General features: G+C 50.7%; 24 protein-coding genes. 16 read left to right on the top strand and 8 right to left on the bottom strand.

All coding sequences use genetic code 11. The features are described 5' to 3' along the window. Positions 1-3: 3 nt before the first annotated feature. From pepP to BSPA111_RS07625, 7 genes are all read left to right on the top strand, one after another. Positions 4-1,320: a Xaa-Pro aminopeptidase gene (gene pepP / locus BSPA111_RS07655; protein WP_183270575.1), complete on the top strand. Its 1,317-nt coding sequence runs from the start codon at positions 4-6 to the stop codon at positions 1,318-1,320. Then, positions 1,317-2,495, top strand: a complete 1,179-nt coding sequence (ubiH, locus tag BSPA111_RS07650; protein ID WP_183270574.1) for a 2-octaprenyl-6-methoxyphenyl hydroxylase — start codon at positions 1,317-1,319, stop codon at positions 2,493-2,495. The genes pepP and ubiH overlap by 4 nt, the downstream gene beginning before the upstream one ends. A 34-nt stretch (positions 2,496-2,529) precedes the next feature. Then, positions 2,530-3,732, top strand: a complete 1,203-nt coding sequence (gene ubiI, locus BSPA111_RS07645; RefSeq protein WP_183270573.1) for an FAD-dependent 2-octaprenylphenol hydroxylase — start codon at positions 2,530-2,532, stop codon at positions 3,730-3,732. A 434-nt stretch (positions 3,733-4,166) separates the two neighbouring features. Then, positions 4,167-5,264, top strand: coding sequence for a glycine cleavage system aminomethyltransferase GcvT (gcvT, locus tag BSPA111_RS07640; protein ID WP_183270572.1), 1,098 nt, complete (start codon positions 4,167-4,169; stop codon positions 5,262-5,264). Positions 5,265-5,287: 23 nt separating this feature from the next. Beyond that, entirely contained in the window at positions 5,288-5,674 is a 387-nt protein-coding gene (gene gcvH / locus BSPA111_RS07635) for a glycine cleavage system protein GcvH (protein ID WP_183270571.1), read from the top strand. Positions 5,675-5,805: 131 nt separating this feature from the next. Beyond that, on the top strand, positions 5,806-8,679 hold the full coding sequence (gene gcvP / locus BSPA111_RS07630) for an aminomethyl-transferring glycine dehydrogenase (RefSeq protein ID WP_183270570.1): 2,874 nt from the start codon (positions 5,806-5,808) through the stop codon (positions 8,677-8,679). A gap of 71 nt (positions 8,680-8,750) precedes the next feature. Then, positions 8,751-9,494, top strand: coding sequence for an SDR family oxidoreductase (locus BSPA111_RS07625; protein WP_183270569.1), 744 nt, complete (start codon positions 8,751-8,753; stop codon positions 9,492-9,494). Between the two features lie 61 nt (positions 9,495-9,555). Here BSPA111_RS07625 and BSPA111_RS07620 read toward each other — a convergent pair whose 3' ends face one another. The 3 genes from BSPA111_RS07620 to BSPA111_RS07610 form a co-directional block, all read right to left on the bottom strand. Continuing rightward, the gene (locus tag BSPA111_RS07620) at positions 9,556-9,846 is read right to left on the bottom strand and encodes a pentapeptide MXKDX repeat protein (protein ID WP_183270568.1); all 291 of its coding nucleotides are present in this window, start codon (positions 9,844-9,846) and stop codon (positions 9,556-9,558) included. 165 nt (positions 9,847-10,011) lie between these two features. Then, complete coding sequence (locus BSPA111_RS07615; protein ID WP_183270567.1) at positions 10,012-10,800, bottom strand: molybdopterin-dependent oxidoreductase; 789 nt, start codon at positions 10,798-10,800, stop codon at positions 10,012-10,014. A 9-nt stretch (positions 10,801-10,809) separates the two neighbouring features. Beyond that, positions 10,810-11,421, bottom strand: coding sequence for a cytochrome b/b6 domain-containing protein (locus BSPA111_RS07610; RefSeq protein ID WP_183270566.1), 612 nt, complete (start codon positions 11,419-11,421; stop codon positions 10,810-10,812). Positions 11,422-11,560: 139 nt separating this feature from the next. On the opposite strand from BSPA111_RS07610, the gene BSPA111_RS07605 reads away from it, so the two are divergent. Together BSPA111_RS07605 and BSPA111_RS07600 are read left to right on the top strand one after the other, a co-directional pair. Continuing rightward, complete coding sequence (locus BSPA111_RS07605) at positions 11,561-12,274, top strand: response regulator transcription factor (RefSeq protein WP_183270565.1); 714 nt, start codon at positions 11,561-11,563, stop codon at positions 12,272-12,274. 3 nt (positions 12,275-12,277) lie between these two features. Beyond that, the gene (locus BSPA111_RS07600) at positions 12,278-13,744 is read left to right on the top strand and encodes an ATP-binding protein (protein WP_183270564.1); all 1,467 of its coding nucleotides are present in this window, start codon (positions 12,278-12,280) and stop codon (positions 13,742-13,744) included. A 46-nt stretch (positions 13,745-13,790) separates the two neighbouring features. Here the strand turns inward: BSPA111_RS07600 and BSPA111_RS07595 are convergent, their stop codons facing one another. The 3 genes from BSPA111_RS07595 to BSPA111_RS07585 form a co-directional block, all read right to left on the bottom strand. Next, positions 13,791-15,182, bottom strand: coding sequence for a cytochrome-c peroxidase (locus BSPA111_RS07595; RefSeq protein ID WP_183270563.1), 1,392 nt, complete (start codon positions 15,180-15,182; stop codon positions 13,791-13,793). A gap of 317 nt (positions 15,183-15,499) precedes the next feature. After that, the gene (locus tag BSPA111_RS07590) at positions 15,500-16,933 is read right to left on the bottom strand and encodes a 6-phospho-beta-glucosidase (RefSeq protein WP_183270562.1); all 1,434 of its coding nucleotides are present in this window, start codon (positions 16,931-16,933) and stop codon (positions 15,500-15,502) included. Between the two features lie 165 nt (positions 16,934-17,098). Continuing rightward, positions 17,099-17,827 (bottom strand): MurR/RpiR family transcriptional regulator, encoded by a 729-nt coding sequence (locus BSPA111_RS07585; protein ID WP_183270561.1) that lies wholly within the window; start codon positions 17,825-17,827, stop codon positions 17,099-17,101. A gap of 191 nt (positions 17,828-18,018) precedes the next feature. On the opposite strand from BSPA111_RS07585, the gene BSPA111_RS07580 reads away from it, so the two are divergent. Then, positions 18,019-18,672 (top strand): hemolysin III family protein, encoded by a 654-nt coding sequence (locus tag BSPA111_RS07580; RefSeq protein ID WP_183270560.1) that lies wholly within the window; start codon positions 18,019-18,021, stop codon positions 18,670-18,672. A 123-nt stretch (positions 18,673-18,795) separates the two neighbouring features. Here the strand turns inward: BSPA111_RS07580 and ygfZ are convergent, their stop codons facing one another. Then, positions 18,796-19,782, bottom strand: a complete 987-nt coding sequence (gene ygfZ, locus BSPA111_RS07575; RefSeq protein ID WP_183270559.1) for a tRNA-modifying protein YgfZ — start codon at positions 19,780-19,782, stop codon at positions 18,796-18,798. A gap of 372 nt (positions 19,783-20,154) precedes the next feature. Between ygfZ and sdhE the strand changes: the two genes are divergently transcribed. Both sdhE and BSPA111_RS07565 read left to right on the top strand, forming a co-directional pair. Beyond that, the gene (gene sdhE / locus BSPA111_RS07570) at positions 20,155-20,421 is read left to right on the top strand and encodes an FAD assembly factor SdhE (RefSeq protein WP_064513590.1); all 267 of its coding nucleotides are present in this window, start codon (positions 20,155-20,157) and stop codon (positions 20,419-20,421) included. Beyond that, positions 20,402-20,824, top strand: coding sequence for a protein YgfX (locus tag BSPA111_RS07565; protein WP_183270558.1), 423 nt, complete (start codon positions 20,402-20,404; stop codon positions 20,822-20,824). The genes sdhE and BSPA111_RS07565 overlap by 20 nt, the downstream gene beginning before the upstream one ends. A 7-nt stretch (positions 20,825-20,831) precedes the next feature. On the opposite strand, the gene fldB is transcribed toward BSPA111_RS07565, so the two are convergent. After that, entirely contained in the window at positions 20,832-21,353 is a 522-nt protein-coding gene (fldB, locus tag BSPA111_RS07560; protein ID WP_183270557.1) for a flavodoxin FldB, read from the bottom strand. Between the two features lie 111 nt (positions 21,354-21,464). On the opposite strand from fldB, the gene xerD reads away from it, so the two are divergent. The 4 genes from xerD (at position 21,465) to prfB (ending at position 26,072) form a co-directional block, all read left to right on the top strand. Then, positions 21,465-22,373: a site-specific tyrosine recombinase XerD gene (xerD, locus tag BSPA111_RS07555; RefSeq protein WP_183270556.1), complete on the top strand. Its 909-nt coding sequence runs from the start codon at positions 21,465-21,467 to the stop codon at positions 22,371-22,373. A gap of 24 nt (positions 22,374-22,397) precedes the next feature. Beyond that, positions 22,398-23,114, top strand: a complete 717-nt coding sequence (gene dsbC, locus BSPA111_RS07550) for a bifunctional protein-disulfide isomerase/oxidoreductase DsbC (RefSeq protein ID WP_183270555.1) — start codon at positions 22,398-22,400, stop codon at positions 23,112-23,114. Between the two features lie 7 nt (positions 23,115-23,121). Continuing rightward, positions 23,122-24,855, top strand: a complete 1,734-nt coding sequence (recJ, locus tag BSPA111_RS07545; protein ID WP_183270554.1) for a single-stranded-DNA-specific exonuclease RecJ — start codon at positions 23,122-23,124, stop codon at positions 24,853-24,855. Between the two features lie 118 nt (positions 24,856-24,973). Then, positions 24,974-26,072, top strand: a protein-coding gene (prfB, locus tag BSPA111_RS07540) for a peptide chain release factor 2 (protein WP_183270553.1) whose coding sequence is annotated in 2 segments (ribosomal slippage) — positions 24,974-25,048 and positions 25,050-26,072 — 1,098 coding nt in all. Because the reading frame shifts where the segments join, the coding sequence is not laid out codon by codon here. Positions 26,073-26,077: the final 5 nt, after the last annotated feature.

Below are 26,077 nucleotides of genomic sequence, written 5' to 3'. Positions count from 1 at the left end.
GTGATGACTCAGCACGAATTTCTCCGGCGCCGCCAGGCGTTGTTGGCCAAAATGGCTCCGGCAAGCGCCGCGCTCATCTTCGCTGCTCCCGAGGTAACACGCAGTGCAGACAGCGAATACCCGTATCGCCAGAGCAGCGATTTCTGGTACTTCACGGGTTTTAACGAGCCAGAAGCGGTACTGGTGTTGATTAAAAGCGATGAAACGCACAATCACAGCGTTTTGTTTAACCGTCTGCGCGATAAAACCGCTGAAATCTGGTTCGGCCGCCGTCTTGGTCAGGAAGCGGCACCTGAAAAACTGAGCGTAGATCGCGCGCTGGCGTTCTCTGAAATCGGTGAACAACTGCCTCAATTACTGAACGGGTTGGATGTGGTGTATCACGCGCAGGGTGAATACGCTTATGCCGACACCCTCGTTTTTGCCGCTCTTGATAAACTCCGCCGTGGTTCGCGCCAGAATCTTAGCGCGCCAGCAACACTGACTGACTGGCGACCAACGGTTCACGAACAGCGCCTGTTTAAATCGGAAGAAGAGATCATCGCGCTGCGTCGTGCAGGCGAGATCAGCGCACTGGCACATACCCGTGCGATGGAAAAATGCCGTCCTGGGATGTTTGAATATCAGATTGAAGGTGAAATCCTTCATGAATTTAACCGCCATGGTGCGAGATTTCCCTCTTACAACACCATCGTAGGCAGCGGCGAAAACGGCTGTATTTTGCATTACACCGAAAACGAGAGCCAAATGCGCGCCGGTGATTTGGTGTTGATCGACGCCGGTTGCGAATACAAAGGCTATGCCGGTGATATCACCCGCACCTTCCCGGTGAGCGGCAAATTTAGCGCGCCACAGCGGGCGATTTACAACATTGTGCTCGAATCCCTGGAAACTGCGTTGCACCTTTATCGCCCTGGCACGTCGATGCAGGAAGTCACCGCGCAAGTAGTACGCATTATGGTTACAGGCCTGGTGAAGCTCGGCATTCTCCATGGCGAAGTCGATAAGCTGATTGCGGAAAATGCTCACCGTCCGTTCTTTATGCACGGTCTGAGCCACTGGTTGGGGTTAGATGTACATGACGTCGGCGGTTACGGCCCGGATCGTTCGCGCGTACTTGAGCCAGGCATGGTGATTACCGTTGAACCCGGTTTGTACATCGCGCCTGATGCGGATGTTCCTGTCGAGTACCGTGGTATTGGGATTCGTATTGAAGACGATATTCTTATCACCGCAAACGGAAACGAAAACCTGACCGCCAGCGTCGTGAAATCGGCAGACGATATCGAAGCGTTAATGGCGGCGGCGCATCAGTCATGAGCGTGATTATTGTTGGTGGAGGGATGGCTGGGGCAACGCTTGCGCTGGCGATTTCCCATTTGACCCACGGTAAGTTGCCGGTTCATTTAATTGAAGCGTCAGCTCCTGAATCTGCGGCGCATCCTGGTTTTGATGCCCGCGCTATCGCTATTGCCCAGGGCACTTGCCAGCAATTAACTCGTATTGGTGTGTGGCCTGCTATTAAAGATTGCGCGACCGGGATTACTTCCGTTCATGTCAGCGATCGCGGCCATGCCGGGTTTGTTACGCTGGATGCCAGTGATTACCAGATCCCGGCATTGGGGCAGGTAGTGGAATTGCACGATGTGGGTTTGCGTTTATTTGCCCTGCTGCGCAAAACACCTGGCGTGACATTGCATTGCCCGCAGCGAGTCGCTTCTTTTACCCGTGAAACCGATAAAGTCAGCGTTCAGCTTGATAACGGTAAACTTCTTGAAGGCAAACTGCTGGTAGCGGCAGATGGTTCCCGTTCGTCACTTGCCACACAGTGTGGTATCACCTGGCAGCAACAGGATTACCGGCAGATTGCGATTATCGCCAACGTTGCTACTTCGCAACCCCACAATGGGCGGGCGTTTGAGCGCTTTACCGAACACGGCCCGCTGGCGATGTTGCCAATGTCTGATGGGCGTTGTTCGTTAGTGTGGTGCCATCCGCAAGACGCACAGGCTGATATCGCCCAGTGGGACGATGAGCAGTTCTGCAATGAGTTGCAGCGTGCGTTTGGCTGGCGGCTCGGGCGAATCACATTTGCCGGTGTGCGTAAGCACTATCCATTAGCACTGACGACGGCTTCGCAGTCGGTATCACACCGTGTTGCGTTAGTGGGCAATGCCGCGCAAACCCTTCACCCGATTGCCGGGCAGGGGTTTAACCTGGGTTTACGCGATGTGATGTCACTGGCTGAAAATTTGGCGGCGGCGCACGAATTATCTCAGGACATTGGCAGCTATGCTGTTTTGGCTGATTATCAGCAGCGCCGTAGTGAAGATAAAATCGCGACCATCGGCGTGACAGATGGGTTAGTTCAGTTGTTCGCTAACCGTTGGGCTCCGCTGGTGGTGGGGCGTAATCTGGGACTGATGGCGATGGAACATCTTACTCCGGCACGTGATGTGCTGGCACAACGCACGCTGGGTTGGGTCGCGCGTTAAATTATGCGTCAGAAAGATTTACAGGAGAGTCAATTTGCAAAGCGTTGATGTGGCGATTGTTGGTGGTGGTATGGTTGGTCTGGCGGTTGCCTGTGGCCTGCAAGGGAGTGGTTTGCGTGTTGCGGTACTGGAGAACCATCTGCCACAACCGTTGGCACCTGAATCTGCGCCAGCATTGCGTGTCTCGGCCATCAATGCCGCTAGCGAGAAATTGCTGACCCACCTGGGCGCCTGGTCGAAAATCATCGCCAGCCGCGCGAGTTGCTATCACGGCATGGAAGTGTGGGATCAGGACAGCTTCGGGCATATAGCATTTGATGATAAATCCTTTGGTTTCAGCCACCTTGGCCACATTGTCGAAAATGCGGTGATTCATCACGCGTTGTGGCAACGCGCTGAGCAGTGCAGTGATGTCACGCTGATGGCACCGGTCGAATTGCAACAAGTCGCCTGGGGTGAAAACGAAGCGTTCATTACGCTCAAAGATGGCGCAATGTTGACTGCGCGTTTAGTTGTCGGGGCTGATGGCGCGAACTCGTGGCTACGCAATCAAGCTGATATCCCGCTGACGTTTTGGGATTATCGCCACCATGCGCTGGTGGCCAACATTCGTACTGCTGAACCACACCAGGCGGTTGCCCGTCAGGTTTTCCATGGCGACGGTATCCTGGCTTTCTTACCGCTAAGCGACCCGCATTTATGCTCGATCGTCTGGTCGCTTCCCCCGCTGGAAGCCGAACGTATGCAACAGGTGAGTGCTGAAGAATTTAATCAGGCGTTGTCTGTCGCATTCGATCTGCGTCTGGGTTTGTGCAGCGTAGAAAGTGAACGCCAGACGTTCCCGTTGACAGGCCGCTATGCACGTAGTTTTGCAGCACATCGACTGGCTCTGGTTGGCGATGCCGCCCACACCATTCATCCGTTGGCCGGGCAGGGTGTGAATCTGGGCTTTATGGACGCCGCTGAACTGATTGATGAAGTCCGTCGTTTGCATCGTCAGGGTAAAGATATTGGGCAGCATTTGTACCTGCGCCGCTACGAGCGTAGCCGTAAACATAGTGCGGCAATGATGCTCGCCAGCATGCAGGGGTTCCGCGACCTGTTTGCCGGAAACAACCCCGCGAAAAAACTGCTGCGTGATATCGGTCTGAAGCTGGCAGATACCCTTCCTGGTGTAAAACCGCAGTTAGTTCGTCAGGCGATGGGTTTGCATGACCTGCCTAATTGGTTGCGCTGATTTAATCTGATAACCGCGTCACATTTCCCTTTTCGCATACAGAAAAGGGAAACTCTTTCCTCATTTGAAAAATTCTAATCTTACCCACTATCTCGGATTACTTTTTCTCATCCCACGTTTTTTCTAATGTAGTGAATTTGTTTCTGAAATGGTCGTAAATGTTAGCTAACGCTAAATTCTGGCTTAAACACTTCTTGTTTATGTGTAGTTAATCGCATTTTTGTAGTCGAATACTCTGCATCATTCGCTCCTGATTTTGGTCATAACCTAATGCCATGACCGTTTGTGCCTTATGGTTAAGTCCCCCATTCAATGGTAAGTTCAGACAAAAGGTAACGTTTGCGTCGCTATCGTGATCGGTGGCGATGTTGGGTTTCGTCTGACGAACGGAAAAGCGAATAGCGCTTTTCAACCAGATGGTTAAAGAGGAAAAAATGACTCAAAAGACCCCTTTGTTTGAACAGCACAATCTCTGCGGTGCGCGAATGGTGGATTTCCATGGCTGGATGATGCCATTGCACTATGGGTCGCAGATTGACGAACACCATGCTGTGCGCAACGATGCCGGTATGTTTGATGTTTCACACATGACCATTGTTGATCTTAAAGGCAGCCGTACCCGCGAATTCCTCCGTTATTTAGTCGCAAACGACGTTGCCAAACTGACCCTGCCGGGTAAAGCCCTCTACACCGCAATGCTCAACGCTTCCGGCGGTGTTATCGATGACCTGATTATCTATTTCCAGACTGAAGACTATTTCCGCCTGGTGGTGAACTCCGCCACTCGTGAGAAAGATCTGGCCTGGATTATCCAACATGCCGAACCGTATTCTGTTTCTGTCACCGTGCGTGATGACCTTTCGCTGATTGCCGTTCAAGGGCCAAACGCTAAGGCAAAAGCCGCGCAGCTCTTCACAGAAGAACAACGCAATGCCGTTGCTGGTATGAAGCCATTCTTTGGTGTTCAGGCGGGCGATCTGTTTATTGCGACAACCGGTTACACCGGTGAAGCCGGTTACGAGATTGCCATGCCGAATGAAAAAGCTGCCGAGTTTTGGGCGCATCTTTTCGAGATTGGTGTGCAACCTTGCGGTCTTGGTGCGCGCGACACGTTACGTCTGGAATCAGGTATGAACCTGTATAGCCAGGAAATGGATGAGAGCATTTCTCCTCTGGCCGCGAATATGGGTTGGACCATTGCCTGGGAGCCAGAAGATCGTGATTTCATTGGTCGCGAAGCACTGGAACTCCAGCGTGAGAAAGGAACCGACCAGCTCGTTGGTTTGATCATGACGGAAAAAGGCGTATTACGTAATGAGCTGCCTGTTCGTTTTACCGATGCATCAGGCAACATCCATGAAGGCGTAATCACCAGCGGGACTTTCTCTCCGACATTGGGTTACAGCATTGCTTTGGCTCGCGTGCCTGCGGGCATTGGCGAAACGGCCATTGTGCAAATCCGTAACCGAGAAATGCCGGTAAAAGTCACTAAACCTATTTTTGTTCGCGGCGGTAAAGCTGTCGCGCAGTGAATTTCGAAATCAGGAGAACAACAATGAGCAATGTGCCGAACGAATTGAAATACAGCAAAGAACATGAATGGCTGCGTAAAGAAGCTGATGGCTCTTACACCGTAGGTATTACCGAGCACGCACAAGAGTTGCTGGGTGACATGGTGTTTGTTGACCTGCCAGACGTTGGCGCAACAGTAAGCACTGGCGATGATTGCGCCGTGGCTGAATCTGTAAAAGCGGCATCTGACATTTATGCACCGATCAGCGGCGAAATCATCGCTGTAAACAATGAACTGAGCGATACGCCAGAGTTGATCAACAGCGAGCCGTACACCGCAGGTTGGATCTTCAAAATCAAAGCAAGCGACGAGTCTGAACTGGACGGTTTGCTGGATGCTGCGGCATATGAAGCGCTGTTAGAAGATTAATAACCGACACCAAATCAGTCCCCTCTCCCCTTGGGAGAGGGTTAGGGTGAGGGAAAAATTAGCGAATCCCCCCTTACCCCGACTCTCTCCCTTCAAGGGAGAAGGGGAAAACACCTCAGGAATCATCGCTCATGACCCAGTCTTTACGTCAGCTTGAAAATCACGAAGCGTTTGTCGACCGTCACATTGGACCGAACGCACAACAGCAACATGAAATGCTGGAAACAGTGGGCGCTCGTTCGTTGAATGAATTGATAGCCTCTATCGTTCCTGCTGATATCCAGCTTGCTGAGCCACCACAGGTGGGTGAGGCTGCTACCGAATTCGCGGCCCTGGCTGAATTAAAGACCATTGCCAGCCGTAATAAGCGTTTTAAAACGTATATCGGCATGGGTTACACCGCGGTACAAACGCCGCCGGTTATTCTGCGTAATATGCTGGAAAATCCAGGTTGGTACACGGCATACACGCCGTATCAGCCAGAAGTATCACAAGGCCGTCTCGAAGCGCTGCTCAACTTCCAACAAGTGACGCTGGATTTGACGGGGCTGGATATCGCATCGGCTTCTTTGCTGGACGAAGCGACCGCTGCCGCAGAAGCCATGGCAATGGCAAAGCGTGTCAGCAAACTGAAAAACGCTAACCGTTTCTTTGTTGCAGCTGACGTACATCCGCAAACGCTGGATGTTGTCCGCACGCGTGCTGAAACCTTCGGCTTTGATGTGATTGTCGATGACGCCGCGAAAGTGCTGGATCATCAGGATGTGTTTGGTGTGCTGCTCCAACAAGTTGGCACCACCGGCGACGTTCATGACTACAGCGCTCTGATTACCGAACTGAAACAACGCAAGGTCATCGTGAGTGTTGCCGCTGACTTAATGACGTTGGTTCTGTTAACTGCACCTGGCAAACAAGGTGCTGACATCGTATTTGGTTCCGCACAGCGTTTTGGCGTGCCAATGGGTTACGGTGGCCCACATGCTGCATTCTTTGCCGCACGTGATGAATTCAAACGCTCCATGCCTGGCCGTATTATCGGTGTATCACGCGATGCTGCGGGACGTACTGCGCTGCGCATGGCGATGCAAACTCGCGAGCAACATATCCGCCGCGAAAAAGCGAACTCCAACATTTGTACTTCCCAGGTTCTGCTGGCAAACATTGCCAGCCTGTATGCGGTATTCCACGGCCCGGCTGGCCTGAAACGCATTGCAGGGCGCATTCATCGTTTGACCGATGTTCTGGCCGCTGGCCTGCAACAAAAAGGTTTGGTGCTGCGTCACAAACATTGGTTCGACACCCTGTGTGTTGAAGTAACCGATAAAGCCGCCGTGCTGGCACGTGCTGAAGCGAATGAAATCAACTTGCGCAGCGACATTCTGAACGCGGTTGGTATCACGCTGGATGAAGCGACCACGCGTGAAGATGTACAGGCACTGTTTAGCGTGCTGCTGGGTGACAACCACGGTCTGGACATTGATAAGCTCGACCAAAACGTGGCGGGCGATAGCCTGTCGATCCCAAAAGCGATGCTGCGTGAAGACGAATTCCTGACGCATCCGGTATTTAATCGCTACCACAGCGAAACCGAAATGATGCGCTACATGCACTCACTTGAGCGCAAAGATCTGGCGCTGAACCAGGCGATGATCCCGCTGGGTTCTTGCACCATGAAGTTAAACGCTGCGGCTGAAATGATTCCTATCACCTGGCCGGAATTCGCTGAGCTGCATCCGTTCTGCCCGGCAAATCAGGCGGAAGGTTATCACCAGATGATCTCCCAACTCTCTGACTGGCTGGTGAAACTGACGGGTTACGATGCGCTTTGCATGCAGCCAAACTCTGGCGCGCAAGGTGAATACGCAGGCCTGCTGGCTATTCGTCGTTATCACGAAAGCCGTAACGAAGGCAGCCGTAACCTTTGCCTGATCCCAAGTTCCGCACACGGTACTAACCCTGCGTCCGCCCAAATGGCAGGCATGGAAGTCGTGGTCGTAGCTTGTGATAAACAAGGCAACATTGATCTGCACGATCTGCGTGAAAAAGCTGAGCAAGCGGGTGATGCACTGTCCTGCATCATGGTGACCTATCCGTCAACTCACGGTGTGTATGAAGAGACGATCCGCGAAGTCTGCCAGATCGTTCATCAGTTCGGCGGCCAGGTTTACCTGGATGGCGCGAACATGAACGCTCAGGTGGGGATCACCTCTCCAGGCTACATCGGCGCGGATGTTTCGCACCTTAACCTGCATAAAACCTTCTGCATTCCACACGGCGGCGGCGGCCCAGGTATGGGACCTATCGGCGTGAAAGCACACCTGGCTCCGTTCGTGCCAGGCCACAGCGTGGTGCAGATTGAAGAGATGTTGACTCAACAGGGCGCTGTTTCTGCAGCACCGTTTGGTAGTGCTTCCATTCTGCCAATTAGCTGGATGTATATCCGAATGATGGGCGCGCAGGGGCTGAAGAAGGCAAGTCAGGTGGCTATCCTGAATGCTAACTATATTGCAACGCGCCTGAAGTCGGCTTTCCCGATCCTCTATACCGGCCGTAGTGGACATGTGGCGCACGAATGTATTCTCGACATTCGCCCACTGAAAGAAGAAACCGGTATTAGTGAACTGGATATCGCTAAGCGACTGATTGACTTCGGTTTCCATGCGCCAACCATGTCGTTCCCGGTTGCGGGTACGTTGATGGTTGAACCAACCGAATCCGAAAGCAAACTGGAACTGGATCGTTTTATCGATGCGATGCTGACTATCCGCACAGAAATCGACCGTGTTGCACGTGGTGAATGGCCACTGGAAGATAACCCGCTGGTTAATGCTCCGCACACACAGGACGAAATCGTGGCTGATTGGGGACATCCATACACTCGCGAACTGGCAGTGTTCCCGACAGGCCATGGCAACAAATACTGGCCGACCGTGAAGCGCCTTGACGATGTGTTCGGTGACCGTAATCTGTTCTGTTCTTGCGTGCCGATGAGCGAATATCAGTAATTGAGATTTGCGTGATATCTTCCTAAGGGCACTTCGGTGCCCTTTTTTTATCTGTTAATCAGGAGGTTGAGATGGGCGTGGTTCTGGTAACCGGCGGAAGCCGTGGGATTGGTAAAGCAACCTCGTTACTGCTGGCGCAGGCTGGTTACAAAGTGGTTGTAAACTATCAACGCGATAAACCTGCGGCCGACGAAGTGGTGAATGCCATTCGGGGAGCCGGTGGAGAGGCGATTGCCATCAAAGCGGATATTGCTGATGAACTGCAAGTGATGGCGATGTTCGTGGAAATCGACAACGCCTTCGGCCCGATTACCGCTCTGGTCAATAACGCCGGGATCCTGTTCCAACAATCCACCATCGAAGAACTCACGGCTGAACGTATTAATCGTGTTATGGCCACTAACGTTACGGGTTACTTTCTCTGTTGCCGTGAAGCGGTAAAACGTATGGCGATTCGCCACGGCGGGAAAGGCGGGGCGATTGTTAACGTTTCATCGGCGGCTGCGCGCTTAGGTTCACCAGGTGAATATGTGGATTATGCCGCGTCAAAAGGAGCGGTGGATACGCTGACAACCGGGCTTTCTGTGGAAGTGGCGGCGCAGGGCATTCGCGTCAATGGCGTGCGTCCAGGCTTTATTTACACCGACATGCATGCATCTGGCGGGGAAGCGGGGCGAGTCGATCGCGTAAAAGATTTGCTACCTATGAAGCGTGGTGGTCAGCCTGAGGAAGTCGCGCAGGCCATCGTCTGGCTGCTAAGCGATAAAGCCTCGTATGTGACGGGCAGTTTCCTCGACTTGGCGGGCGGCAAATAAAAAATGGCCGTTCGCCTGAAAGTGCAGACGAACGGCCATTATCCTGGTGTCAGCGCGACTGTTATTTTTTACCCATCTCGTCTTTAGCCATACCATCTTTGGACATATTATCTTTGGACATATGGTCCTTCGCCATGCCGTCTTTAGACATATGATCCTTAGACATTGAATCTTTCTTCATTTCATCTTTAGTCATACAGTCTTTTTTCATACTGTCTTTAGAACAGTCATGGGACATTTTCCCCATATTATCTTTAGCCATATTGTCTTTCGCCATATTATCGGCAGCATTTGCTCCTGCGGCACCAAAGAATAAAGCCGAGCACATCAGAGCAGTGTAGAGTTTTTTCATTTTTTATTTCCTCGTCGTTTTATTAATAACATTGTAGATACCAAAAATAATTCGAGTTGCATTGAGGCGGCGACGCAGTGAATCCCCTGGAGCTTACTTAAGTAAGTGACCGGGGTGAGCGAGGAAAGCCAACAAAGATGCAACTTGAAGTATGACGGGTATAGGTTAACTTCCGCCGAACCAGTTATACCCCTGATCCTCCCAATAACCTCCGGGATAGCGGTTCGTGACTTCGATAACTAAAATATGCTTTGGATTTTTATAACCCAATTTGGTTGGCATTCTTAACTTCATCGGGAAACCATATTTACGAGGCAATATTTGGCCGTCGTAAGTCAGCGCAATAATGGTTTGTGGATGCAGCGCGGTTGCCATATCAATACTGGTGTAGTAATCATCAGCACATTTGAAGCTAACGTAACGGGCATTCAAATCGGCACCGATCGCTTTTAGAAAAAGGGAAAACGGCACGCCGCCCCATTTGCCAATGGCACTCCAGCCTTCCACGCAGATATGGCGTGTCACCTGGCTGACCTGGGCCATTTGATGCAGTTGCGCCAGTGTCCATGGGCGTTTATCCGATACCAGTCCCGCAACCTCCAGACGATAATCGTCACCTTTTATATTGGGCGCTTCATCCTCACTATAAAAAGCATTAAAAGGAAACGGACGCGTCATCATGCTTTCGGGGTAAACTGGAGCCAGGTCGTTGGCATTAAATAACCAGCCCTGAATTCGGTCATTAAATCGTGATATCCGACTTAAGGTATTTTCTACCGATTCATTGCTGCTAATATCGCAGCCCGTGAGCATTATTAATCCGCCGAGTGTTAAACCTTGCTTTAAAAAACGACGACGTCCTTCAGACGATAACTGTTTATTAATTTGCTGAGTCGCATCCTGAATGATCGCGTTTTTATCGGCATCAGAAAAAATCTTATTTTTATTGTTCATGTTTTTCCCTTATCGCCCACGCAGCATAGCGAGTAAAGTTCGAGGAACCAGCGCCACCATAATGAGATGAACGACAACAAATCCGACCATCCCGGACATGGCATAAAAATGAATGAAGCGCGCCATGTCATACCCGCCGAATAATTCCCGTAACAGCGGAAACTGTACTGATTTCCATACCACAAGACCGGAGCAAACCAGAATGATCCCGTCGATCATGACAAACAGATACGCCAATTTCTGTACCGTGTTGTAATGACTGAGATCGTTATGAGCCAGTTTCCCCCGCAGCGCGGCGATAAAATCATTGATCAACTCTCGTGGCGACAGAGGCCAAAATTTGCGTTTCAGGCGGCCGCTAAAAATATTGATCAGCAGGTAAAGCACGCCGTTAATACCAAACAGCCACATCCCGGCAAAATGCCACTGCAACGCACCGCCCAGCCAACCACCGAGCGTTAACTCATTTGGGAAACTGAAATTAAACAGCGGTGAAGCGTTATAAATCCGCCACCCGCTGGTCACCATGATGAGTATGGCGAAGGCGTTCAACCAGTGGCAAATCCTCAGCCACAATGGATGGATTGTGGCGGGTTTAATCTGAAACGTTGGCGTATCCATCGTTTTATATCCGTTATTGCGTTGAAATGAGTGTGCTCTAAATCTGTTCTCCAAAGCCTCACGAAAAGTTAAATTAAATGTGATAACTCGACCGACGAATGTTGTATAGACTTCCAGTAACTGGTGGATAAAAGGCGAAGTGATGAAGCCCAAAAAGTTATTAATTGTTGAGGATGACGAAAATATTGCTGAACTCTTGCAGCTGCATTTGCGAGAAGAAGGCTATGAAATTGTTCATGCGGCAGATGGCTCTCTGGGACTCGAACTGCTCAAGCAGGGCGGTTGGGATGCGCTGATACTGGATCTGATGCTGCCAGGCGTCGATGGCCTGGAAATCTGTCGCCATGCGCGCACCATGACGCGTTATACGCCGATCGTCATGATCAGTGCCCGCTCCAGTGAAACTCATCGGGTTTTGGGGCTGGAACTGGGCGCCGATGATTACCTGGCGAAACCCTTCTCAATGCTGGAATTGGTGGCTCGCGTCAAAGCGCTTTTCCGCCGCCAGGAGGCGATGAGCCAGAACCTGTTGCAGGATGCGGGAACTCTCACGTTTGAAAGGTTGACTATCGACCCTCTGGCCCGCGATGTGCGCCTCAGACAACAGCCCGTTGAGCTGACGCCACGCGAGTTTGACCTGCTGTGGTTCTTTGCTAAAAACCCGGGCAAGGTGTTTTCCCGGCTCAACCTGCTTAATCAGGTTTGGGGATATCAACACGAAGGTTATGAACACACGGTTAATACCCACATCAACCGGTTACGCATCAAGATTGAAGACAACCCCGCAGAGCCTGAATTCATTCTTACGGTGTGGGGAAAAGGGTATAAATTCATCGCACCGCGAAACGAGTAAACCATGCGAAAACTCTCTCTTTCACAGCGCCTGACTCTGGTTTTTGCGTTGCTGCTTATTACTTCTTGCTCTCTGCTGGGGTGGCTGCAAATTCGCACCAGCACCCAGTACAGCCAGGCGGTGATTCAACAACTTTCAGGCTCTCTTGCCGAGCATATTAACCAGAGCTACCCGCTGCTTGGGCAAGACGGTCTGAATAATGACTCTGTGCGAAACCTGTTTGATCATCTGATGACGGTAAACCCAAGCGTTGAGGTTTATCTACTTGATGATAAAGGCAATATCATTGGTGACGCCGCACCGCCTGACCATATCAAACGTCATCGCGTTGATTTGGAACCGATCCAATCTGCGCTAAACGATCGTCAGTATCCGATCTACGGTGACGATCCGCGCAGTATGGATGGCAAAAAGGTGTTTAGCGTGGCCCCGATGCGGCAAAACGGGCAGGTTAAAGGCTACTTGTATGTCATTTTGCTGGGTGAAAATTACAATGTGCTAGCCAGTGATGCGCAATCTAACACGCTGTTTAAAGTCGTTTTGCTCTCTATTAGCCTGGTTGCATTGCTTGGGCTGGTTGTCGGTGCGCTGGCATTTCGCTGGATTACCCGTCCGCTGCGTGCGCTTTCACATCAGGTTAATGCGCTGGAAACCGGCGGCATGACGGAGATGAAAGCGATGGCCGAGTTGCCGCTGGAAAAAGGGCACAGTCACGATGAGATAAGCCTGTTGCGCCAGGGCGTGATCATGATGGCGCGACGGATTTCGGAACAGTGGCACCGGCTTTCGCAACAAGACCAACTCCGCCGCGAGTTTATTGCCAATATCTCCCATGATTTACGCACGCCGTTAACCTCGCTGCATGGCTACCTGGAAAGCTTATCCGTGATGTCATCTACGCTTTCTGACGCGGAGAAAAAACGCTATCTGGAAATCGCGTTAGCGCAGAGCCAGAAAGTCCGCACACTTGCACAATCATTGTTTGAATTAGCCCGTCTTGAATATGGCGTAGTGAAACCGCAGAAAGAACATTTCTGCCTCGGAGAATTATTGCAGGACGTTTTTCAGAAATTCGAACTGATGACGCAAACGCGGAAATTACAATTAGTGGCCGATATTCAGCCGGGCTTGCCATTGATTGACGCCGATTTAGGGATGATTGAACGCGTACTCACCAACCTGCTGGATAACGCCATTCGTCATACGCCAGAGCAAGGTACTGTTGCAGTACGGTTGTGGAAAGAGGCTGAAAAAGTGATGGTGCAGATAAGCGATAGCGGGCCGGGGATCCCACAAGAGCTGAAAGAGGGATTGTTTGTGCGCCCTTCGATTGTGAACCAGTCGCATGTGAGAGTCGGGGGTTTAGGGCTAATGATTGTGCGCCAGATGTTGCAGTTACACGGCAGTGATATCTCGCTGGTAGAAAGACCAGAAACCGGGGCCTGTTTCCGTTTCGCGTTGCCGACATGAAAACACCGTTTGCCGGGAAACGGTGTTTTCTCGGCGAATGGGCAGATTAATGGATCGGATAAGGGGTATAGACCCCATTCAACGTTTGCAAGAACGCGACGATATCATCGACATCTTTTTGCGGTAACGTCGTGCCGACCTGGTATTTCAGCATCTCTTTCACTGCATCATCCAGCGTCGCCACGTCACCACGATGGAAGTAAGGTGCGGTCAGTGCCACGTTGCGCAGTGTTGGTACTTTCTGGCGCAACCTGTCGCGCACCTCTTTGGTGACATTCATTCGCCCGATGTCTGCGCTTGTGACGGTACCAAAACCGAAATCTTCTTTCAGCCCCAGCGGCTCAAACGAGCGACTCCCTAACGTTTTCCCAGTGTGGCAGGTGGCGCATTTATTTTCTTTAAACAGCTGATACCCGTGTTTTTGCTGCGCGGTTATCGCGCCGTCATTCCCTCGTAAATACTGATCGAAAGGCGAGTCTGGCGTAATCAGTGTTTTTTCGAACTCAGCAATAGCATCGGTTATCGACGCGCCAGACAGCCCTTGCGGATAGACGGCGGTGAAATCGCGCATCAGGACAGGATCTTTTTCCAGCTTATCGGTGATTTGTTTCCAGGATGTCGAGGCCATTTCGATTGGATTAAGCGGCGGCCCTCCTGCCTGCGCCTGAAGATCGGCGGCTCGTCCATCCCAGAACTGCTCGACATTAAACACGGAGTTGTAAACGGTTGGGGCGTTAATCGGCCCGATGGCCCCGCCTACGCCCTGAGATGTCTTACGCCCGTCCACGCCACCGGCACCCAACTGGTGGCAATGCGCGCAGGAAATAGAATTATCACCTGAAAGACGTGGGTCGTGATAAAGCCGCATCCCTAACGCGACTTTTTGCGCATCGACCGGCAGGGATTCTGGAATCGGCTGTACCGGCTCGTTACGGCGATTTTCTGCCATATCAGGCGTGGCGTAGTAATTCAGGCGCTGGTGTTCAACCCAGTCGAGCAAAACGTTGCGCTCAGATTCATCCATGATACCTGCCCAGTGCAACGCGTTATACCGGCCTGGCGGCATGGTTTTGTGCTCCATCACCCATTCGATTTTAGTGAGGTCGCTTTGTGGCGCCGCTTTGCCCTCAAGCAGGCTTTCCCGTACTTCCACCAGGTTAAATGATTTATAACCAAGCTCAATATCGTATTCCATCAACTGTTTAGCGATGGGAAAAGAGGCATAAAAGGGTAATTGCGCGGAAGGGGTATGACAGTAGTCGCAGCCCTTATCCTGCAATATTTTCAACACGTTAGCATTTTCAGCAGAGAGGCCGCTTTTTGCCAGCGCGGTGTTGGGGCGGTGAGCGTCGTGATAGCGGACGTAGCCCGCCAGGGCCAGATAACAGACCACTCCAGCGCCAACCGCCAGTCCGGCCAGTTTTGTTATTTTTTTCATGAATGCTTCCTTGTCAGAGGTATCAACGGCTTGCGTTTGAATAGAAACCATACTGTCCAGCGGTTGCATCATGACCAAATAGAGGGGGGCGCTTCTTGCGGGCTATCAATGAAAATGGCCGGTTTGGGCTATCGTTTAAATAGCTTTTGCCAATCAGATACCCAAAATAATTCGAGTTGCAGGAAGGCGGCAAGCGAAAGAATCCCGATGAGCTTACTGTAGTAAGTGATTCGGGTGAGTGAGTGCAGCCAACGCACATGCAGCTTGAAGTATGATGGGTAAAAAGGAGGAAGGGCACCGCAGTGCCCCTGGGAAAATCAGATATTTTCGCCATTGCTGGCAATCACTTCTTTGTACCAGTTAAAGCTCTTCTTGCGCGAGCGAGACATATCACCGGTGCCATCGTCATGCTTGTTCACATAGATAAAGCCATAGCGTTTGCTGTACTGGCCAGTGGTAAACGATACGCAGTCGATACAGCCCCACGGGGTGTAACCCATCAGATCTACGCCATCGTAAGTCACCGCTTTCATCATCTCGGCAACGTGCGCTTTCAGGTAATCAATGCGGTAGTCGTCATTGATTGAGCCGTCTTCTTCTACTTTGTCGTAGGCACCAAAACCGTTTTCGACGATAAACAGCGGTTTTTGGTAGCGTTCGTACAACTCGCACAGCGCATAACGCAGGCCAACCGGGTCAATCTGCCAGCCCCAATCGGATGCTTTAACGTGCGGATTTGGCACGCTGCCCTGGAAGCCAGATAATGCGTCGCCGCTGCCACCGTCCGCTTTCACGGCGTTGGTCATGTAATAGCTGAAACCGAGGTAATCACACACGCCTTCACGCAGAATTTGCTCGTCACCGGCTTCCATCTGGATGTTGAACTCGCGGCGCTCCCACTCGTTTAACACGTAAGATGGGTAGTATCCGCGCAACTGCACATCGGTAAACACATAGCGCTCGCGCATAGATTCTTGCGCGTACATCTGATCTTCTGGTTTGCAGGAGTACGGATACAGCGGCACCATCGCTAACATGCAGCCAATTTTCATTTCTGGATTGATGCGATGACCAATCTTCACCGCCATGGCGCTGGCAACGAATTGATGATGCAGAACCTGATACATCACCTCTTCTGGATTGTCGTGTTCGGTGTAGACCACGCCGGAGCAGCAATAACCGAACAGCGGCGCACGCCAGTTACGTTGGTTGTTGATCTCGTTAAAGGTCATCCAGTACTTCACTTTGCTCTTGTAGCGTTCAAACACCACTTCGGCAAATCGTACAAAGAAATCAACCACTTTACGGTTAGTCCAACCGCCGTATTCGGTCACCAAATAATGTGGCATTTCAAAATGGGAGAGAGTGATTACCGGCTCGATGTTGTATTTCAACAGCTCATCGAACATGTCGTCATAGAACTTTAACCCTTCTTCATTGGGTTGAAGCTCATCGCCTTTTGGGAAAATACGCGTCCAGGCAATGGAGGTACGGAAGCATTTGAAGCCCATCTCGGCAAACAGCGCGATGTCTTCTTTGTAATGACCATGGAAATCGATGGCTTCATGGTTCGGATAATATTTGCCAGGGACGACATCTTGAGTGATTTCACGCGGCACACCATGTGCGCCACCGGTCAGCACATCACAAATACTTGGGCCTTTACCTTCTTTGTTCCAGCCACCTTCTACCTGATGTGCAGCAACAGCGCCGCCCCATAAAAAGTCTTTTGGTAAGGTCAGTTTCTTCATATTTGTTAATCTCACGGTTAGCGCCGAATATAATGTGGGATACATCACACTTTAGCGTTAAGTTAATAATCTCTGAACTGGAGTCTAACAAATGAGATTTAATTGTCACGATATAACAAATCACCGTTAATGTGATTTGTTACACGTAAAAAACAGCCTGTTTTTTTATGCCATTTTCTTAGCCAGTTTACGACCAATGGTTTCTAAAATATAAATAACGGGGATTTGCGTGGTGATGTCATAAACACCCCCAACGCGGGTGAGGGGAATATGCCAGGAGATATTAAAATCGGCAAGCTTTGCCAGTGCTGAGTTTTCGTGGCTGGTGATGGAGAGCACCTTGCAGTTATGCAAGCTGAACTGGCTGGCGAAGCGCAGGATCTCTTCGGTTTCACCAGAAACTGAAAGGACAATGGCCAGTGCATTTTTCGCCATATCATTAGTGACCGGGAAATAAGGGTCATCAATATGGTTACTAAATTTCCCCACATTAGAAAAGAAACGTGCACCATATTTTGCTAACGCACCTGATGTTCCTGCACCAACAAATATAATACGTTCAGAAGAACAAATAATATCAACTGCCTGGTCAATTAAATTATCAAACTCTTCGTTGTTGGTGCTTTTAAAAAAACTAATAATTTCGCTGGGGCCAAAATTAACCAGTTGTTCATCGTTTTGCTCAAGATATAATTTAAAGCGCACGCGAAACTCAGAGTAACCTTCACAATTCAACTTGCGGCAGAAACGCAGTACGGTGGTGGTGGACACACCCGCTGCATCGGCTAACTCGCGGATAGTCATATACATTACTTTGTCACGATTTTTAATGACAAAGTTGTAGACCATCATTTCTAGTCCGTTGAGATTAGCAACTGCCGCATGAGTAAACATCTACTTCTTCCTGAGTCTTTAAAGGGGCTGGCGACATGTTGCCATAATTCGGGGCAACTCAGCCATCCATGAACTCGGCCAGAGCAAACAACGGACATATTTATTTTAGCGTACATGTGTTCGCTGGAATCGTTCTCAGTTATGCTAGATGCGATGAATTTTCCATCTAAAGTTTTACCTGGAGTAGCCCTATGGCTGACAAACCATTGATCACTAAAGGATATTCACTGGCGGAGGAAGTCGCCAACAGTATTAGCCACGGTATCGGACTGGTTTTTGGGATTGTCGGGCTAGTTTTGCTACTGGTACAAGCGGTTGAATCCAATGCGAGTGTGACCGCGATAACCAGTTATAGCTTGTACGGCGGCAGCATGATTCTGCTGTTTCTCGCATCAACGCTGTATCACGCCATTCCCCATCAACGTGCTAAGCGGTGGCTAAAGAAATTTGACCACTGCGCCATTTATTTATTGATAGCCGGGACTTACACACCATTTTTACTTGTTGGGCTGGACTCCCCGCTGGCGCGAGGGCTGATGGTGGTGATTTGGGGGCTGGCACTCGCCGGGATTCTTTTCAAACTTACCATTGCGCATCGATTTAAGATCTTGTCTTTAGTGACATATTTACTGATGGGCTGGTTATCACTGGTCGTTATCTACCAGATGGTGATTAAACTCGCTCCGGGCAGCGTTACGTTATTGGCTGCAGGTGGTGTGATTTATTCTTTAGGCGTTATTTTTTACGTCTGTAAACGTATTCCATACAACCACGCTATCTGGCATGGCTTTGTGCTGGGCGGCAGTGTTTGTCACTTCCTCGCGATCTATCTGTATATCCGTTAATACCTGAGATAGTCGAAGCCATACCCTAATTAATCCAGCTGCAAGCAGACATTCAGTCCTCAGTCGCATAGATATCTATGCGACTGAGCGGCCGGGTACAGTTAGCGATCTTGCAACGGATATCTACTCGTCTTCTAACGAATAAGGCAACCGCTCAATAACAAGATGACTGCCGTTATCATCGCGCACGCGTAACACGCTGTCGGCTTCCAAATCGTTGTTCATCACGACTTGTACTAATACGCGGCCATCATCGAGCTGGCTTGCGGCGAGCACGGTGCCGGTACGACGCCAGTTGTCACCCATTTTCAGTTCCAGATCTTCACCTGCTTCCGGTAAGCGGCTGGCTTTTCCTGCAAGGAACCACAGAGCACGCTTATTCGCGCCACGAAACTTCGCGCGTGCCACCATTTCCTGGCCGGTATAACAGCCTTTTTTGAAGCTGATGCCACCCAGAGCCTGAAGGTTTGTTGCCTGCGGAATAAACTGCGCACTGTTAACCGGTTCAATGACTGGAATACCCGCTTCAATCTCTAAAGCCAGCCATTGTTGGCTGTCATTACGTTGAGCTTCGCCCTGCAATTTTTCTGCCAGTGCCTGCGCAGTGGCTTCATCGGTAACCAGCATGAAGCGCTCTGCGGGCAGGTTAAACCACAGCAGTGTAGTTACGCCTTCCTGAACTACTGGGTTTTCCGCATCCGGCAATGTCGCGAAAACATTGGCGAGAGCCGCACGAGCCTGGAAACCTGCAAGACCCAGAAGCACACTTTCATCATCTGGCGTGATGGTCACTTTGGAAAATACGGCATACTTTTTGAGTTCGATAAGCTGTGCGTCACGCAGATTACGGCGTTCAATCAACGCGTAACCTTCACCGCGATGGAACAGGCGCAGGTTGCTCCACATTTTCCCTTTCGCGTCACAATGCGCGCAGAGCGTGTGCTGGTTTGCTGCCAGTTGTGCAACATCAGTCGTGACCTGACCTTGCAGGTAAGTTTCTGCGTCTTTGCCCGTTACGCTTGCCAGTGCCCAATCATCAAGCGTCATGAGTGTAAGCGGCAGACGGGCTGCAGCCGTTGGCTGACGAGGAGGAAATGGATTGAAAGCCATAGTGATGTTCCTGGGTTTTGAGCATATGAATTGGCTCAATGGTAAAAGAGTCATTTGGCAATGCAAGCAGTTTGATATATCCGTCATACTTCAAGTTGCAGTTGCGTTGTCTGCATTCGCTAACCCCAGTCACTTACTTGAGTAAGCTCCTGGAGATTTGCTCATTTGCCGCCTTACTGCAACTCGAATTATTTTGGATATCAGGTGAATTGTGCACTTACAGGATTTCTCGCAAGGTTAATGCAACTGCAACGCACCATAAAAATTTCTCACGATAAAGCGCGCAAACGGTAACATTCATTTAATGCGTGCAAAGAAAACACGTTACACTAAGATTTGTATCTTCTTTGTCAAAGAATCAGGAAAGAGCACATGGATATCAATAATAAAGCCCGAATTCATTGGGCGTGCCGCCGGGGAATGCGTGAGCTTGATATTTCGATTATGCCATTCTTCGAATATGAATATGACTCGTTAAGCACTGAGGATAAGCAGTTGTTTGTCCGCTTGCTGGAAAGCGATGATCCTGACCTGTTTAATTGGTTAATGAATCATGGCAAACCGGCAGATACAGAGCTGCAACGGATGGTGACACTGATTCAGACACGGAATAAAGAACGTGGTCCTGTGGCAATCTGATCTTCGCGTCTCCTGGCGTGCGCAATGGATATCTCTTTTGGTCCACGGGATGATCGCGCTGTTTGTGCTATTAATGCCGTGGCCGATGAGCTACACGCTAATTTGGATGCTGCTGCTTTCGCTGGTGGTCTTTGACAGCGTCCGTAGCCAGCGCCGTATTCATGCTTGCCAGGGCGAAATGAAACTTCTGACTGATTACCACCTGCGGTGGCAAAACCAGGAGTGGGAGATTGTCGGTGCGCCTTGGGTCTTACGCAGTGGCATGATGCTGCGTTTACGCCGTCTTGGACGTAAACGCTGCCAACATCTATGGCTGTCTGCTGACAGTATGGATATTGGCGAATGGCGTGATTTACGCCGCCTGATGCAGCAACAACAGGCAAGCGGGAGTGGGGAAGCTTAAGCGACTATCAGGCAAATTTCTCGGCCATTTCCGCGAGAATTTGCTCACACCAGTTTTGGATTCGCTCTTCGCTTAAGTCGTACTGATTCGTTTCATCAAGCGCCAGGCCAACGAACAACTGCCCATCAGCGATGACAGGTTTCGGGCTAGTAAATTCATAACCTTCTGTTGGCCAGTAGCCAATAAACTGAGCGCCTCGTGGGGCGAGTTTATCGTGCAGCATGCCGAGCGCATCAAGGAACCATTCGCCATAGCCGAGCTGGTCGCCCATGCCATAAAGCGCTACCGGTTTGCCCTCGAGATTCAGATTATCCAGTTGATCCCAGACGGCTTCCCAGTCTTCCTGTAATTCGCCAAAATCCCAGGTCGGGATGCCGAGAATCAACACATCGTACTGTTCCATCATGGCTGGAGCATCATCTTTAAGATTGTGCAGTGTCACCAGTTCGGGGCCAATGATGTCACGAATTTTTTCGGCAGCCATTTCGGTGTAACAAGTGCTGGAGCCATAAAAAAGGCCAATGTTCATCGTATTAACAACTCTTTTAAAAACGTGCAGGCCGCAAGTGTACCAGATCCCGTTGTGCATCATGCATAATGGACACAATTCGCCAAAGTTGGGCAGGTAAGTGAGGCTGTAGTGGAACAAGAAGCGGAACAAGATCTGGCCCGAATAGAACAATTTCTTGATGCGCTCTGGCTTGAGCGGAATCTGGCACAGAACACGTTAGACTCCTATCGCCGGGATCTTAAAATGGTCGCGGAGTGGCTAGAACGCCATGATCTGAACTTGCTGAATGTGCAAACCAGCGATTTACAATCGCTGTTTGCTGAACGCCTTGAAGGTGGCTATAAAGCGACAAGTTCGGCACGAATGCTGAGCGCGATTCGTCGATTATTTCAGTATATCTACCGCGAAAAATTGCGTGATGACGACCCGAGCGTAATGCTTTCATCACCAAAATTGCCGCAGCGTTTGCCAAAAGATCTCAGCGAAGCGCAGGTCGATCGTTTGTTGCAAGCACCTTGTATCGACCAACCCATCGAGTTGCGTGATAAAGCGATGCTCGAATTATTGTATGCTACGGGTCTGCGCGTATCGGAGTTAGTGGGGCTGACCATGAGTGATGTCAGCTTGCGTCAGGGCGTGGTACGGGTCATCGGTAAAGGCAATAAAGAACGCCTGGTGCCGATGGGTGAAGAAGCTGTTTACTGGCTGGAAAACTACATCGAACATGGGCGGCCATGGTTGCTCAATGGTGTGTCGATTGATGTGGTCTTCCCTAGTAATCGCGCCCAACAAATGACGCGTCAGACATTCTGGCACCGCATCAAACATTACGCAGTGCAGGCAGGCATCGATAGCGAAAAGCTTTCCCCGCACGTTCTTCGACACGCATTTGCCACGCATTTACTGAACCATGGCGCGGATTTGCGAGTCGTACAAATGTTGCTTGGACATAGTGACTTGTCCACAACCCAAATTTATACGCATGTAGCGACGGAACGTTTGCGTCAGCTGCATCAACAACACCACCCGCGAGCGTGAGTGGTAGAAGATAAAGGAATCATCATGAAAAAGCGTTTCTGGCTGCTGCCATTTTTAGCGGCTTCTCTGTCCGGTTTTGCTCATGCAGATGACGCAGCAATCAAGCAGTCTCTGGCTAAGTTAGGCGTACAAAATGCTGATGTTCAGTCTGCACCTGTGGCGGGCATGAAAACGGTATTAACCGATAGCGGTGTTTTGTACGTTACGGAAGATGGGAAACACGTTATTCAGGGGCCACTGTACGATGTCAGTGGCGCGCAGCCGGTTAATGTCACCAACAAACTGCTGGTGGGTAAACTGAACGCGCTCGAAAAAGAGATGATTGTCTATAAAGCTCCACAAGAAAAACATGTGATTACGGTATTTACCGATATCACCTGTGGCTATTGCCATAAGCTGCACGAAGAGATCAAAGACTACAACGCACTTGGGATCACCGTGCGTTACCTGGCCTTCCCGCGCCAGGGTCTGCAAAGCCAAACTGAAAACGACATGAAGGCCATCTGGTGTGCGAAAGACCGCAATAAAGCTTTCGATACCGCCATGAAAGGTGATGCCGTTGCAGGGGCAACTTGCGATACCAATATCGCTAACCATTACAATCTTGGCGTGCAGTTTGGCATCCAGGGAACTCCGGCGATCGTACTGAGCAACGGTACAGTGATTCCTGGTTATCAGGGGCCGAAAGAGATGAAACAAATGTTGGATGCGCACCAGCAGCTTACGAATATTGGCGGGTAGTTGACGGGTGAAACAGCAAACACAACTTCGCCGTCGTACGGTTGATGAGTCCGTGGTGTTACCCCAGCAACTGCATCCTCTTTTAAAGCGCCTTTATGCCAGTAGAGGCGTGCGCAGCGCACAAGAGATCGAACGTGGCGTGGTAGGGATGCTGCCGTGGCAGCAACTCAGCGGCATGGATAAAGCCGTCGAGATACTGCACAACGCTTTCCGTGAAGGTTTGCGCATTATCGTGGTGGGCGATTTTGACGCTGACGGCGCGACCAGCACCGCATTAAGCGTGCTGGGGTTGCGCAGCCTCGGTTGCCAAAACATCAGCTATCTCGTTCCCAACCGTTTTGAAGATGGTTACGGCTTGAGTCCAGAAGTGGTGGATCAAGCGCATGCGCGCGGTGCGCAGTTGATTCTGACTGTTGATAACGGCATCTCTTCTCATAGTGGTGTTGAGCGTGCTCATGCACTGGGCATTCCAGTGGTGGTGACGGACCACCACTTGCCTGGGCCGGAACTGCCTGCGGCAGAAGCCATCATCAATCCGAATCTGGCTGATTGCGAGTTTCCGTCTAAATCACTCGCGGGTGTCGGCGTCGCTTTTTATCTGATGCTGGCGATGCGTGCGCATTTGCGCGATTGCGGTTGGTTTGAACAACAGGGTCTGGCGATCCCAAATCTTGCCGAACTGCTGGACTTGGTCGCGTTGGGCACCGTGGCGGACGTTGTTCCGCTCGATACCAATAATCGTATCCTGACCTGGCAAGGTCTGAGCCGCATTCGTGCTGGCAAATGTCGTCCAGGCATTAAAGCGCTGCTTGAAGTCGCCAACCGTGACCCACAAAAACTGGCGGCAAGCGACTTAGGATTTGCTTTGGGGCCGCGCCTGAATGCGGCGGGGCGTCTGGACGATATGTCCGTTGGCGTGGCGTTATTGCTCAGTGAAAACATTGGTGAAGCTCGCATGCTGGCCAATGAACTGGATGCGTTAAACCAGACGCGTAAAGAGATTGAGCAGGGCATGCAGGTTGAAGCGCTGGCGCTGTGCCAGCAGCTTGAGCATAGTCATGATGAGTTGCCGTATGGCCTCGCGATGTACCACCCAGAATGGCATCAGGGCGTCGTCGGTATTCTTGCTTCTCGCATCAAGGAACGGTTTAACCGCCCGGTTATTGCATTTGCACCCGCAGGCGACGGCACCCTGAAAGGCTCCGGTCGTTCGGTGCAAGGCTTGCATATGCGTGATGCCCTCGAACGGCTTGATACTTTATATCCAGGCTTGATGCTGAAGTTTGGTGGCCATGCGATGGCGGCGGGGTTGTCCCTCGAAGAAGCGAAGTTCGAAGAATTCCGTCAACGCTTTGGCGATTTGGTCGGTGATTGGCTGGATCCGGCATTGCTACAAGGCGTGATTTGGTCGGACGGGCCTATTACCGCGCAAGAAATGACGCTGGAAACGGCTGAGATGTTGCGTGATGCCGGGCCGTGGGGGCAAATGTTCCCGGAGCCGCTGTTTGACGGCAAATTCCGCTTGTTACAGCAACGGCTGGTGGGCGAGCGTCATCTAAAAGTGATGGTTGAACCTGTCGGTGGTGGGCCACTGATCGACGGAATTGCCTTTAACGTTGATACCGCATGCTGGCCGGATAACGGTGTGCGTGAAGTTGAACTGGCGTTCAAGCTCGATGTAAACGAGTTTCGCGGAAATCGCAGCGTGCAGCTTTTAATCGATCATATCTGGCCGATATAGCCCAATTACTTGGCTATAAAATGGCTACGAAACTATAAAAAGCGGCGTAATTCCGGTAAACTTTCCGGTTTACGACCGCATTTTCGTCTTCTGTCATCAACATAAGATAATACAGACCATGTTTGAAATTAACCCGGTAAAAAACCGTATCCAGGACCTCACTGAGCGCAGTGACGTTCTTAGGGGGTATCTTTGACTACGATGCCAAGAAAGAGCGCCTGGAAGAAGTAAACGCAGAGCTGGAACAGCCTGATGTGTGGAACGAACCTGAACGCGCGCAAGCGTTGGGTAAAGAGCGTTCTGCACTGGAAGCGATTGTCGAAACACTCGATCAAATGACTCAAGGCCTGGAAGATGTATCCGGTCTGCTGGAATTAGCCATCGAAGCCGACGACGAAGAAACCTTCAACGAAGCCGTTGTTGAGTTAGATCTGCTGGAAGCCAAACTGGCGCAGCTAGAATTCCGTCGTATGTTCTCCGGCGAGTACGACAGCGCTGATTGCTATATCGATATTCAGGCAGGGTCTGGCGGCACCGAAGCGCAAGACTGGGCCAGCATGCTCATGCGAATGTATCTGCGTTGGGCGGAATCGCGTGGCTTCAAAACTGAAATAATTGAAGAGTCTGAAGGCGAAGTGGCGGGCATTAAGTCCGTAACTATCAAAATTCAGGGTGAATATGCCTTTGGCTGGTTGCGTACTGAAACTGGCGTCCATCGCCTGGTACGTAAGAGCCCGTTCGATTCCGGTGGCCGTCGCCACACCTCCTTTAGTTCGGCCTTTGTTTACCCAGAAGTGGATGACGATATTGATATCGAAATCAACCCGGCCGATCTGCGTATCGACGTTTACCGTGCATCTGGTGCCGGTGGTCAGCACGTTAACCGTACAGAATCTGCGGTACGTATTACCCACCTTCCGACCAACACCGTGACCCAGTGCCAGAACGACCGTTCGCAGCATAAGAACAAAGATCAGGCGATGAAGCAGATGAAGGCGAAGTTATACGAGCTGGAAATGCAGAAGAAGAATGCTGAGAAGCAGTCGCTGGAAGACAACAAATCGGATATCGGCTGGGGCAGCCAGATTCGTTCTTACGTACTGGACGACTCCCGTATCAAAGACTTGCGTACCGGTGTAGAAACCCGTAACACGCAGGCGGTACTGGATGGCGATCTGGACAAATTTATCGAAGCAAGTTTGAAAGCAGGGTTATGAGGAAC

The sequence above is a fragment of the Buttiauxella sp. A111 genome, from assembly GCF_014189855.1.
GTDB lineage: Bacteria > Pseudomonadota > Gammaproteobacteria > Enterobacterales > Enterobacteriaceae > Buttiauxella > Buttiauxella selenatireducens.
This window is presented reverse-complemented; position numbering and strand designations above follow the sequence as displayed.

What these genes read in the sequence shown, in the direction of transcription:
- pepP (WP_183270575.1), top strand. Translation starts at nt 4, where the DNA reads ATGACTCAGCACGAATTTCTCCGGCGCCGCCAGGCGTTGTTGGCCAAA.
- ubiH (WP_183270574.1), top strand. Translation starts at nt 1,317, where the DNA reads ATGAGCGTGATTATTGTTGGTGGAGGGATGGCTGGGGCAACGCTTGCG.
- gcvT (WP_183270572.1), top strand. Translation starts at nt 4,167, where the DNA reads ATGACTCAAAAGACCCCTTTGTTTGAACAGCACAATCTCTGCGGTGCG.
- gcvH (WP_183270571.1), top strand. Translation starts at nt 5,288, where the DNA reads ATGAGCAATGTGCCGAACGAATTGAAATACAGCAAAGAACATGAATGG.
- gcvP (WP_183270570.1), top strand. Translation starts at nt 5,806, where the DNA reads ATGACCCAGTCTTTACGTCAGCTTGAAAATCACGAAGCGTTTGTCGAC.
- BSPA111_RS07625 (WP_183270569.1), top strand. Translation starts at nt 8,751, where the DNA reads ATGGGCGTGGTTCTGGTAACCGGCGGAAGCCGTGGGATTGGTAAAGCA.
- BSPA111_RS07620 (WP_183270568.1), bottom strand. Translation starts at nt 9,846, where the DNA reads ATGAAAAAACTCTACACTGCTCTGATGTGCTCGGCTTTATTCTTTGGT.
- BSPA111_RS07615 (WP_183270567.1), bottom strand. Translation starts at nt 10,800, where the DNA reads ATGAACAATAAAAATAAGATTTTTTCTGATGCCGATAAAAACGCGATC.
- BSPA111_RS07610 (WP_183270566.1), bottom strand. Translation starts at nt 11,421, where the DNA reads ATGGATACGCCAACGTTTCAGATTAAACCCGCCACAATCCATCCATTG.
- BSPA111_RS07600 (WP_183270564.1), top strand. Translation starts at nt 12,278, where the DNA reads ATGCGAAAACTCTCTCTTTCACAGCGCCTGACTCTGGTTTTTGCGTTG.
- BSPA111_RS07595 (WP_183270563.1), bottom strand. Translation starts at nt 15,182, where the DNA reads ATGAAAAAAATAACAAAACTGGCCGGACTGGCGGTTGGCGCTGGAGTG.
- BSPA111_RS07590 (WP_183270562.1), bottom strand. Translation starts at nt 16,933, where the DNA reads ATGAAGAAACTGACCTTACCAAAAGACTTTTTATGGGGCGGCGCTGTT.
- BSPA111_RS07585 (WP_183270561.1), bottom strand. Translation starts at nt 17,827, where the DNA reads ATGTTTACTCATGCGGCAGTTGCTAATCTCAACGGACTAGAAATGATG.
- BSPA111_RS07580 (WP_183270560.1), top strand. Translation starts at nt 18,019, where the DNA reads ATGGCTGACAAACCATTGATCACTAAAGGATATTCACTGGCGGAGGAA.
- ygfZ (WP_183270559.1), bottom strand. Translation starts at nt 19,782, where the DNA reads ATGGCTTTCAATCCATTTCCTCCTCGTCAGCCAACGGCTGCAGCCCGT.
- sdhE (WP_064513590.1), top strand. Translation starts at nt 20,155, where the DNA reads ATGGATATCAATAATAAAGCCCGAATTCATTGGGCGTGCCGCCGGGGA.
- fldB (WP_183270557.1), bottom strand. Translation starts at nt 21,353, where the DNA reads ATGAACATTGGCCTTTTTTATGGCTCCAGCACTTGTTACACCGAAATG.
- dsbC (WP_183270555.1), top strand. Translation starts at nt 22,398, where the DNA reads ATGAAAAAGCGTTTCTGGCTGCTGCCATTTTTAGCGGCTTCTCTGTCC.